Source organism: Paenibacillus sp. LHD-38 (assembly GCF_031157315.1).
In the GTDB taxonomy this organism is placed as follows: Bacteria; Bacillota; Bacilli; order Paenibacillales; family Paenibacillaceae; genus Pristimantibacillus.
In genome coordinates this window covers 55,948-67,673 of sequence record NZ_JAVIFU010000036.1, presented here as the reverse complement: position 1 = coordinate 67,673, position 11,726 = coordinate 55,948, and the positions used below count along the sequence as shown (strand labels likewise).

Here is an 11,726-nt window from a genome sequence, read left to right as displayed (position 1 = left end):
TCACAATCACTATACCAAACCGAAGCGGTGTTTTCTATTTTGCAAGAGATTAATATTTTCTTGGTTTAGCTATACTTATCAAGGGTTTAAAGCCAATTTCGCTCTGCGAAGTTTGAGTTCATAATAATAATTTTTCCGCGGCCGTGCCTGGTTTCGATCGCCCGGTGCGCATCTTCCGCTCGATCCAACGGGAATACCTGCCTGATATGGATCTTAAGCTTGCCTTTTGTATGAAGATCCACCAACTCGGCAAGGCGGGACGCCGAGCGTGTGCCTCCGACGACGCGAAGCCCAAGCTCCTCAATAAGGTCATAGGCGAAGAATGTGCAGATGCGGTTCTTGTCTCGTACCAATTCCACCGCCGCTCGGAGCCCTTCACCCCCAGCTGTATCGAAAGCGGAGTCGACGCCGTCCGGTGCGATTGTCCGTATCCTCTCGGCCAATCCTTCCTCATACGTAATCGGGATGGCACCCAGTGAACGTACATAGTCGTGGTTACTCTCACTGGCGGTGCCAATGACGGTCTTGGCTCCCCACTCCTTCGCCAGCTGTACGGCGAAAGATCCCAGAGATCCGGCCGCGCCGTTTATCAGGACCGTTTCGCCCGGTTCGACAGCGATCACCTTCAAGGCGATGTATGCACCCTGACCGTTACCGGTCAACCCGCCAGCTTCTTCCCAGGACATGGTCCGGGGCTTGCTCACGATTTGGTCGGCGCCGACGACCACATATTCAGCGTAGCAATTCAATGTTGCGAAGCCGAGCACTTCACTGCCCACGGAGAAGCCGGTTACACCGTCCCCAACCTGATCCACGATTCCTGCGAATTCATTGCCCGGAATTTGCGGAAGATTCACGGCTACCCCATATGACGGCGTCCACCCGCTGCGTATGGCGCAGTCGTAATGCTGTACACCGGCGGTTTTCACGTGGACCCTAACTTGACCCGGGCCGGCCTGCGGATCCGGAAACTCCATAACTCTCATGACTTCCGGTCCTCCGATTGAAGTAAATGCTGCTGCTCTCATAGAATACTCCCTCCTTGGTTTTCGATCAGAATATTTTTGCCGCTTGAACGGCTTGATGAATGCTCTTTTCAATAATTGTTTCCGCTTGATCCGGGAATTGGTTGTGCCCTTCAATTACAAACGTCGTGACATCAGTAATCCCGAAAATATTCAAATGGTGATTCACAAAACTCACAGCCATTTTGTTGTCATGCCGCTTTCATCCTGCGTTCTGCTCTGCCGAAGTGAAAATAATAGATCAATAAAATCATCGCATGCAAGAAGGCAAAAACAAAATAAATATTACTGTACATGCCAACCCCTATCTGTTCCTTAGGCAGTGTCCAGGAAATCGTATTGGACAAGGCAATCATCATGAACGATTGCCCCACATTGCCGAAGATTAGAAAGATGGCGATATAAACAGGTGAGATTCCCGCAAAGGAAGACAATAGAACAAAACAGGTCAATAACAGCGAAGATGCCGCATAATAAAGATATGGATTGCCTTTTGTGTCCGCCAGCTTACCTGCTTTTCGACCCAGAATCGCAGTCGTGATGGCGGCCGGAGTCCCGGGATCGGTTATTCGCTAGCGTTTCTAAGCCCCCAGTTATTTTCGTCAGAAATGCAATCGCCAGCACAAGGGAAAAGCTTTTATTACGGAACATTTCAGGCCGGATGAACGGTTTCTCCGCGTAAGCAGAACAGCCATCGCCAATGAACCACACTGATCACCAAAGTGGCAACGATCGGGCCGATTGCACTACCGATCGCCAATCCGGTCATTGATATCCCTAGAGCCCGTCCCCGGCTCTCCGGAGGAATATAACGAACCGGGATAATGCTGGCAGTTGTTGGAACTACCGCAGCCCCTACCGCCTGCAAAATCCGGCTGAGCAGAACCATCCAGTAAACTTGGGCAACCAGGCCGATCAGGGAGCCGAATACAAAAAAGATCAGACCGAACGTCAGCAAACTTTTGAGCTTATAGATGTCGGCCAGCTTACCATAGGTAACGGTTCCGATGGCATATATCAGCAAAAAGGCTGACGTAACCCAACTCACTTGCGCGAAGGAAAGCTGAAATTCCATGCGGATCTCGGGCAATACGATATTAAACATCGTTTTGGCTAGGGCTTCACACACTTTATTCGAACAGCAAGCACTTCTTCCCGGGAAGATTGTATTCTCCTTGCATAGATTTATCTTATACCGGATAATTGATAAATAAAAATACATCTTACTCTATATCATTCATTCCCTTGAGTATATAAGGAGGTCGGAGATGGAGTTACTGCAGCTACAGTATTTTCGTACGGTTGCTAAAATGGAACATATGACGAAAGCGGCACAATATCTGCGGATCGCGCAACCCGCTCTCAGCAAGACGATCGCCCGCCTGGAGAAGGATGTGGGGGTGCCTCTTTTTGACCGCGATGGCAGACAAATTCGGCTCAATGCTTTCGGAAAAGCATTTTTGAATAAAGTGGAGACGTCGCTCACTCTTTTGGAAGAGGGATTAAAGGAAGTATCCGATCTCGCAGGCTTGGAGCACGGGAGCATTCATTTGGCGACATCGACTCTAGATCGTTTATCGGAACCTTTGAGCGCTTTCCTTTCTCTTCACCCGAATGTCAACTTTCGAATAACACAAGCTTCGATGGAAGAGATGGCTCATCTCATTGTAATCGGTGAAGTGGATATTTGCTTTACCCCATTACGTATGGAAAGGACGGATTTCAGTGCTTTGTCCGTACTAAACGAAGATGTTTATCTGGCAGTTCCTCCAGCGCATCGCTTAGCGGGTCTTCCTAGCGTCCGCTTAAACGAGGTGGCTGATGAGCCGTTTATCGGTTATAAAGAAGGGTATCATTTTCAAAAAATGAATGATGGTTTCTTCCATACTGCAGGAATATCGCCAAATTACGTCTGTAGGGTAGACGAACCGGCCGCCATTGCCAATCTTGTCTCAGCAGGTCTTGGCGTAGCGCTGGTCGGTAATTGCGGAGGACCGAATTCCCCGCTTCATCTGCTGTCCATCGAATATCCTGTTTGCCAACGCCATTTCCAAATTATATGGCATAACAAACGTTACCTCTCCTTGGCGGCTCGCAGTTTTAGGGATTTTGTGTTCCAGTATTTTGATCGAAATGGTGAACCGGACATTTAAAAATGCATAAAAAAAGGCTCTTTTCTAAAATATTGTTGCTCCATACAGCAAAGCAAAACCCCGCCATTCGTTGGTGGGGTTTTCTCAGTTTCTAAACAATGAAAAATTAATATGACGGAATGGTTGCTCGCTGCTGGTTGTGCACAGTCTATTTTATCAAAGTGGTGCTATCGACTGTTCTCTGTGTATGTAAACTTTGCAGAAATGGTTTAATCATATTCTCAGAACGGCACATTTCAGGTATTGAAATAATCGCATCAGTATCTATGTATCCATCCGTAATCAATACAATAGCCAATTCCTCATGAAATAGAAACAACTGGCAGTCGCCAACAGAAAACCACCATAGAATGTTCCCTTTTCGTATGCATATGATACAGGAAACTTCACCCTTTACTGAGCGGCACTCATTTTTAAAGCAGTCTGATTTGAATATGTGAAGTAACACCTTTTCAATATGGTCGAATAAAGTTTCAGGGCTTATTTCCACCATATCTGCCGATGGTTAGGTTTTGATGAAGCTCTTCAGAGGGAAGATTGAGATACGATTCTTCTGAACCTATCCAACATAACTCGCTCGGACTATTTAACGTCATTTTTAAGAACCTTTCTCAGTCTAGAGCAAACTTCTTCCACCTGGCTATTCGTTCCCTGCGCTTCTTTCCAGTTTTTTAAATTCATAGGGTTCCAGTAATCTAAGGGTGTATTGGGGTATCTAGGAATAAAATGGACATGAAAATGCGGGAAGGCATCACCTTGAACAAAACTATATACATGTTCGGCCCCTTCAGACTTCAACGCTTTTCCTAATTTATTCAGAATAAATCCTATCGTTCGTGCTTCATCATCAGTCATGTCACCATAACCAGATGCATGTCGTTTTAAATCAACGATCAAGTATCCCAAATAAACTAAAGAGTCATTTGATCCAATATGACCTACATATACAAACTCATCCTCATAAATGCACCCGCCGCTTACACTTATCTCGCCTTTATGTTTGCGACAAATAAAACAATCGGCTTTCGACATACCTTAATCACCCTTTCTTGGGCAGATATTCCACGAGGAATTATTCTCTCTCATCAAACCTTTTTCCTGCACTTCAACGCCATAAGAAATTATCCAAATCTGCCCGTGCAATCCTCAAGCCGCCTTGTATGAGTGCACAGGTGAAAACACAGCTTTTTTGCAAGCCGTTTTCTTTCCTGATCGTGTTGGGCAGCACCTTCGGTAGGGGCGGAGCCCCCTGCCTTATCAACATCAATAATACGTTTACACAAAATTCTTGTCAGACCCTAATCCTACTCTCCTTATATTTTAAGGCTTTTTGGATGAATCCATGCATCCCCGGTTCCGGAATAACCTTCACCCCGCACGATTTCACGATTAATATAGTCTAAGCACAAAGAACCCTCTTCCCATCGGAAGAGGGTTCTTGACGTAATATAGGGTACTTACACGTTTACCATTGCTATTCTATCAGCCCTTCATCCTTCAACCACTGCTCGGCGACCTCGCGGGCTTGCGCCCCTTGGAGATCCACCTTGCCATTCAAGACAGACATTTCTCGGTCATCGATTTTGCCAGCGAGCAGATTAAGCACCTCCGCTAGTTCAGGATGCTCCTTAAGCGTGTCCATGCGGAGTATGGGTACTGCGTAATAAGGTGGAAAATACTGCTTATCGTCTTTAATAACTTTGAGATCGAATGCTTCAATCCGGCCATCCGTGGAAAATGCGTCGTTCACGTCTGTCGTTCCTTCTTTTACTGCGCTATAGGTTAGGCCAGGATCCAGCCCTTTTACTTCTTTGAACTTCATTCCATAGGCCTGCTGTAAACCAATATATCCATCGGGACGCTCCAAAAACTCATGTGTGGCGCCAAGCACGAAATTATTGGATTTTCGCGCCAAATCAGTAAAGGTTTCGATTCCCTCCTGCTCGGCACGCTTTCTACTCATCGCCAGCGTATACGTATTGTTAAAGCCGATTGGCTGCAGCCAAGTGACATTGAAGTTTTTCTCATAGGCAGCCTTTACACGCTCGTACGTTTCCTCCGGTTTGCCTCCAAGCGGCTCCTCCTTCAGAACCGATGTCCAGCCCGTTCCCGTATACTCCGGATAAATATCGATGTTGCCTTTAACGAGAGCACTGTGAGTCACCTGAGATCCTCCGAGAAAAGGCTTGCGTACGACCGTCAGGTCTGTCTTAGCTTCAATTAAAGAAGCCATCATATGCGTCAAAATATCCTGCTCGGTAAAGTTCTTCCCGCCAACGACGATGGAGTCGGAACCGAACGGATTTCCTTTCGCCACTATGCCTGCCGCTATTGCAAGAATCAACGCCGTTCCTAGTCCAATACGCAATCCTTTAGCGAGCTTGGACGTTTTTTTAGCGCCCTTCCGCATCCCTTTCGGGGTTACTGCTCTCTCCATCCAACCTAATAAATAGTCGAAGAGCAGAGCCAATAACGCTGAAGGTATGGTTCCTGCCAAAATCAATTCCGTATTAACCGTCGATATGCCCCGGAAAATCAAATCGCCCAGCCCTCCTGCACCGACAAGCGATGCGAGCGTGGCAACGCCAATCAACATAACCGTCGCCGTGCGAATACCCGCCATTATGACGCTCAATGCAAGCGGCAGCTCCACCTTCAGCATGACCTGCATGCTCGTCATCCCCATGCCGATCCCAGCTTCTTTGATCGGCTTCTCTACGTTCATAATACCGGTGTACGTATTTCTCAGAATGGGCAGCAGAGCGTAGACAGTCAGGGCAACGATGGCTGGAAACATCCCGATCCCTAGAATTGGGATCATAAACCCGAGCAAGGCTAAGCTCGGGATCGTCTGAAATAAAGAAGCGACACCAATCACAGAACTCGCCAGCCTAGGGTAGCGGGTCAGCAGCAGACCCAAAGGAATTGAAATCACGATTGCGATCAGAAGAGCTATAAACGAAAGCTCGATATGTTCCATAGTTGCCCGATAAATATCTTCTTGCCGGCTTATAATCACATCCCAGAATTTCATGGCTACCTCCCTGTTAAATCTGCTTAAGCAGAGCGTCAATTAGACTGGAATTGGTGACTAAACCGGCCAATAAGCCGCTAGGATGCACAACAGGCAGACTATATAAGCCATGATTTCGCATAAGCTCCACGGCATCGGCAACGCCCGTTCCTACCAATATGGTAGGAACATCGGATTTCATGATGTCCTGCAGCGTCAAATCCTCATGATGGTATTGCTCCTCCAGCATTTCTTTCGTCACAATACCCTTCAAATGCCGGTTCTTTTCGATAACGAGCAAGCTGGTTACGCGGTGCTGCTTCATCAGCTTCGCCCCATGAGCAAGGCCGCGCGTCAACGAAACGGTAACGGGATTCGATACCATTACATCCTCCACTGTCAACTGCTCCGATTCGTTTAATCGGTTGCCTCCGATAAACGTTCGGACAAAATCGTTTTTAGGACGGCGAAGAATGCGGTCCGGGGTATCGGCCTGTACGATCTCTCCGCCTTGCATCAACACAATGCGATCGGCGATTTTCAGCGCTTCATCCATATCATGAGAGACGAAGACGATCGTTTTCTTCACTTCCTCCTGCAATTGAATCAAATCATCCTGCAGCTGTTCCCGGCTGATCGGATCCAGAGCACTGAAAGGCTCGTCCATCAGAATGATTGACGGTTCTGCAGCAAGTGCACGAATGACGCCGATACGCTGCTGCTGGCCTCCGCTCAATTCTGCCGGATAGCGATCTCGATACTCACTTGGATCTAGTCCAACCATTTCCATCAAATCATCGATCCGCTTTTCATATGTATCTTTTGCGATCCCCTTCAGTTTAGGCACGACCGCTACGTTTTCTTTGATCGTCATATGCGGAAATAAACCGATATGCTGAATAACGTATCCGATATTTCTTCGCAGCTCCACCGGGTTGATGCGGGAAATATCCTTTCCGCCGATCAGAATTTGGCCGGAAGAAGGCTCGACTAGACGATTGATCATCTTCATCGTGGTCGTTTTTCCGCACCCGCTCGGCCCGATCAGGGTAATCAGCTCACCTTCCTTAATCTCGAGATCGATTCCCTTTAGTGCAGTCATTCCATCATTATATCGTTTCGTCACGTTTTTGAACTGTATCAATCGGGCACCTCGTGGAGTCAGAGTAGAACAAAGTTAGTGTTATTCTATCCAACAGCACTTTACCTATTCTCCCCTCTGTATACAAAAAAAAGCACCATTGCCGCTGAGGCCGTGATGCTTAATCATTTGAAAATGTTACCCGTTAGGTTCAACATAAACTAACTATCGTAATTAAATATATTGATACTTAAAATAGGCATGATAAAGATCCAATCTGAATCAATTATTCGATTTTTGATTCCCCGTATTTACCTAATATATTTTATCTTTTTCGACTAAACTTCAAATTCCACATTTACTGCCCGTTGGCGTGGAAAAGGCAGCCGATCATTGTGATCGGCTGCCTCCGTAGCTTTATTGAACAATCGTTCCCCGACAGCGCGATGACCATTAGAGGTTTTGGCCGACTATTTAATGGTTCATTTTTTTGATACTATGCTTCCCCATCATTTCGCTACCCTTGTTTCACCAGGTTGTCTGCGGTGCGGAAAGCCAAGGCAAGAATCGTCAACACCGGGTTAACTCCGCCATTGGTCACGTGCACAGAGCCGTCGCTCACCCAGAGATTGTCGTATCCATGTACGCGACCTAAGGGATCAGTGACGGATGTCGAAGGGTCATTTCCCATGCGCAGTGTACCCGCCTGATGCTGCCCGGCACTAAGACCGCCACCTGGCTGAGTTCGCCATACCTCACGTGCTCCTGCAGCCCAGAGCCACTTCTCTGCTTGCTCACCCAGCATGGCTGAAGCTCGAAGAGACTCGGGATGGACACTTCCGGAGAGTTGAGCTACGGGCATGCCAAAGCGATCTTTGACCGCCTTCGATAGCCGCACTCTGGATTCGGCGCTCGGGATCTCTTGGATCGGTCCCTGGATTTGGCTGGTTCGCAAGTAACTCTCGCGCATCGTTTCCTTGCCTGCGCTCCCCCATCGCGCCGCGTCCGGCGCAAGCGCTCGATACCAGTGACTGAGCGGCAAACGAGTGAACTCGTTAGCAAGCAACCCTCCTCCGATAATTCCGCCTTCGTTACTATGGTCAAAGCGGAAGGTGGCAATACTCACCCCCGGACCAAGACCATCTTGAACCTGTTCATCAAAGAGACCGTAAGCACCAGAATAGACATGGCCTTGAAGGTTTCTTCCTACTTGTCCGTTCCGATTGCCTATTCCATTCGGTTCCGAATCACTTGTGGAGTTGAGAAAGAGGCGTGCGCTTTCGATGGCTCCAGCCGCAACTACAACATGCCCCGCCCGCACTTGCCGTCGCTGGATAGAGCCCTCCAATTGCACAAGACGAACCCCAGTGGCATGCTTTCCTCCCTCTGTATCGATGCGCTCCACCGTGGTATCGCAGATCAGATCGCAGTTACCGGTAGCGATGGCCCTCACTAACATCGTATTGTGTCCGCCATTCTTACTGTTGGTCGGGCATGCAAATCCGACGCACTGTCCGCACCGTCCACAAGCCGGCCGACCGTCCCGATCGATAGAGTTGATGAGGAGAGGCACCGGCCCCACTTCCCATCCCAACTTCTCTGCCGCCCGAGCCAGGCGTTCTGCTTCCAGTGTACGCGACAGCGGTGGCATTGGATAAGAGCGCTGTCGTTTCCCGCGTCCAGGATGGGCATTCCCATCACCGGAGACGCCGACTTCCCACTCGGCCCGCACGTAATATGGTTCGAGTTCCTCGTAGCGAATCGGCCAATCACTTAGCGAACTTCCGTCTGGTATCCCATAGCGACTCGCCATACGGAAGTCATCCGGATGAAATCGCCATGCCTGCGCTCCGTAGATCCTTGTTCCTCCTCCCAACGTCATTGCGTTATTATGATAGTCGCCTTCAAAAGGCGCGGTGATCCGCTCATCTCCGCCCGCCGATAGAATCGTCCGAGGGTTCCCTTCCAATTCTGGTCCCGTGTTATGGCCATACTTGCTAAAACGATGGTTACGCAAATGATCGCTGCCTACCTGACTGTATCGAAGCCAACTTCCGCGTTCAACAACGAGAACATGAAGTCCAGATTCAGCCAATACAGCCGCCGCTACAGATCCGCCAGCCCCAGCTCCTACGATAATAACATCATACTGGTCTCGAAGTTGATCGAAGGGCCTTTGCGGTAAATCGGTTTCTTGGACTGGCGCATGGCTTTCGGATACGGGGCCCGGACGAAATCCGATCATGTCCCATGACATGCCTTTACTATTCCCGCCCGCCTCAGGACTTCCATAGTAACCTTCGATGACCAGACACAATAAAGTATCAAAGAAGCGTTTAGACGAAACAGGCCACTCCCGAAAAGAATCATGCTCGACGTCGTGCAGCAACCTATCTTTCTCATGAGCCGACAGTTCGGAGAATGGTTGGCCGTAGAGAGCTAATGCTTCTGCATCCAATGCACGAAGTCCAGGTTCTATCACATCCGTCCAGGTAGCGATATCCTGGGTGGCGCTGCGTTTTAGGTATGTCAGGACTCCTCCATCGGTCGCCGACTGCCATGCATCTTCAGGAATCAACCGATCTGCAACCGCTTCCAAAATCAGAGGGACCTCGCTCGAAAAATACTTCTGATCACCAAAACTCATCTAACTTCAACCCCCCAATGACATCCAGCAGCATCATATCGACTCATCTTCATGAACGCCCCTCCTATTATTAGTCCAATCGGTACCGAACCAGCATTCTGCGTGCAGAGCCTATGTTCTTCATTCTCCACTAACCTTACTTTAGTAGGCTAGTGTACGCAGGCAGCCTTTCAGGGTCAAACTATTAAATCTATTTAAATATAGCTTCATATCCATATTATACTTTTCACCGAGTTGTTCAAGTATTTTCCATTCCTTGTTCAGTCAAAAACATAAACGGGTTGATGGAACATCTCTATTAAACATTTTTGAACCAAAACACTGGACGTATGAACCGTGGCAACATTTTCTGAAACAATACGTTTATAAAGTGGTAAAGTGAATATATGGAAATTAGTGGAGGATCATCCATGCAAAGAAAATTGATGTTTCGAACAATACTTACAGCTTCTGCTTTGCTCATTGCCATCCACATAGGACAGACAGCGGACAATATTGGAATGAGCCAAGTGTATGCCGAGAATCCTGTTATATCCTTCGGTATAGGAAACCCAGGGATTCAGACACCGATTGTCCAGCCTGCTTGGTCCGCAAAAGTCGATAATTGGGAAGACTATCTTACTTCTAACTTTACAGTGACGGGTGAGGGCAAGGTTTTCACGTTAAGAGATAAAAGATTAATCGCTTTGAACGCTCAAACAGGCAAAACCATTTGGACTTTTGAAGATGATGTACAGTCCATGTTCGTCTATCAGGAGGGAAATATTTACGGAGCTTTAAGTGACGGGAGCCTCTTTTCCCTTTCTGCTTCAAGCGGGAAGAAGCTGTGGCAGTCGAGCGTCAGGATTGAAAAACCAAACGCCATCGAAGTTTTCGGGGACACGTTGTATGCCCTGATAGACAATTATACCATTGCAGTCCATTTGAAGACAGGAAAGCAGCTTTGGGTAAACACCGATCCCCAAGCAACTTATTACACCGGTTCGGGAATCATGGACGCAGGAGATATCGTATTACGCACCATCACAATGCATGAAGAAACACAAACCACTAGTCAACTTAATGCCATCGATAAGAAAACGGGAAAGAAGCTTTGGGGCAAGACCAACCAAGACGTCCCGTTCAAGATCGAAGGCGGGCTGGCGTACTCTATTAAACATAATAATCAACAGATAGTTGAAAATCCTGATCGCAGCATTACGGTTTCCGTCATCAATGTGAAAACGGGTGAAGTAAAAGGCAGTCGTGTTTATCGATGGAATGTAAATGTGGTTTCGGGCGATGAATATATTGCCAATGTACCAACCTACTTGGATGGAAATGATTTTTATATCCATCAGAATGGTATTATAGCGAGGTATGATTTTAAAAATTATAAACCGGATGGCAAACCTATGCAGACTTACAGTGAGCCCACCTATGATAGGGATTCACACCCTCTTAATCAAGTTCATCGCGGTCGCATTTTGTTCGGAAACTGGCAGAATGGTTCGCTCTCCAGTATAAAAAAGGTAAACGGACAACAAATGAGCTGGACTGGGGATAACCCGTCCGCAAAGACTGTAATCTATGGAAAAGGTGTCTATCTTGCCCAAACCGATGGCATCCTTCACGCGATCGATTTTGATTCAGGCAAACCGCTGTTCCGGGTGAAAACGGGCGCGCGTCAATATGATAATCTGCTTAAAGAAGATGGATTCCTCATCATACAGACGCCCGGCAAGCTGATAGGCGTGAAATTACCTGCGGTTTTACAGTAATTGAACAATCACTAGAAATCCCACGACATCAGACTGTCTCCCCGATA

The 11,726-nt window shown here is 47.7% G+C and carries 8 protein-coding genes and 1 pseudogene; 2 read left to right on the top strand and 7 right to left on the bottom strand.

The genetic code is table 11. From position 1 onward, the window contains the following. Window positions 1–86: 86 nt before the first annotated feature. The 3 genes and pseudogenes from RCO25_RS24900 to RCO25_RS34915 form a co-directional block, all read right to left on the bottom strand. Window positions 87–1,028, bottom strand: coding sequence for an NADP-dependent oxidoreductase (locus RCO25_RS24900; protein ID WP_308998807.1), 942 nt, complete (start codon window positions 1,026–1,028; stop codon window positions 87–89). A 25-nt stretch (window positions 1,029–1,053) separates the two neighbouring features. After that, window positions 1,054–1,209 (bottom strand): NADPH-dependent FMN reductase family protein, encoded by a 156-nt coding sequence (locus RCO25_RS24895; RefSeq protein ID WP_308998806.1) that lies wholly within the window; start codon window positions 1,207–1,209, stop codon window positions 1,054–1,056. Between the two features lie 7 nt (window positions 1,210–1,216). Further along, window positions 1,217–2,190: pseudogene (locus RCO25_RS34915) on the bottom strand (MFS transporter). A 103-nt stretch (window positions 2,191–2,293) separates the two neighbouring features. Between RCO25_RS34915 and RCO25_RS24880 the strand changes: the two are divergent. Further along, window positions 2,294–3,178 carry a LysR family transcriptional regulator gene (locus tag RCO25_RS24880; protein ID WP_308998805.1) on the top strand — a complete coding sequence of 295 codons (885 nt, stop codon included), beginning with the start codon at window positions 2,294–2,296 and terminating at the stop codon, window positions 3,176–3,178. Window positions 3,179–3,760: 582 nt separating this feature from the next. On the opposite strand, the gene RCO25_RS24875 is transcribed toward RCO25_RS24880, so the two are convergent. From RCO25_RS24875 to RCO25_RS24860, 4 genes are all read right to left on the bottom strand, one after another. Further along, complete coding sequence (locus RCO25_RS24875) at window positions 3,761–4,210, bottom strand: HIT family protein (RefSeq protein ID WP_308998804.1); 450 nt, start codon at window positions 4,208–4,210, stop codon at window positions 3,761–3,763. A gap of 442 nt (window positions 4,211–4,652) precedes the next feature. Next, window positions 4,653–6,212 (bottom strand): glycine betaine ABC transporter substrate-binding protein, encoded by a 1,560-nt coding sequence (locus tag RCO25_RS24870; RefSeq protein ID WP_308998803.1) that lies wholly within the window; start codon window positions 6,210–6,212, stop codon window positions 4,653–4,655. Between the two features lie 13 nt (window positions 6,213–6,225). Beyond that, window positions 6,226–7,335: a betaine/proline/choline family ABC transporter ATP-binding protein gene (locus tag RCO25_RS24865; protein ID WP_308998802.1), complete on the bottom strand. Its 1,110-nt coding sequence runs from the start codon at window positions 7,333–7,335 to the stop codon at window positions 6,226–6,228. A gap of 454 nt (window positions 7,336–7,789) precedes the next feature. Then, complete coding sequence (locus RCO25_RS24860; protein ID WP_308998801.1) at window positions 7,790–9,919, bottom strand: GMC family oxidoreductase; 2,130 nt, start codon at window positions 9,917–9,919, stop codon at window positions 7,790–7,792. Window positions 9,920–10,329: 410 nt separating this feature from the next. Here RCO25_RS24860 and RCO25_RS24855 point away from each other — a divergent pair, with 410 nt between their 5' ends. Further along, entirely contained in the window at window positions 10,330–11,679 is a 1,350-nt protein-coding gene (locus RCO25_RS24855) for an outer membrane protein assembly factor BamB family protein (RefSeq protein WP_308998800.1), read from the top strand. The last annotated feature ends 47 nt before the right edge of the window (window positions 11,680–11,726 follow it).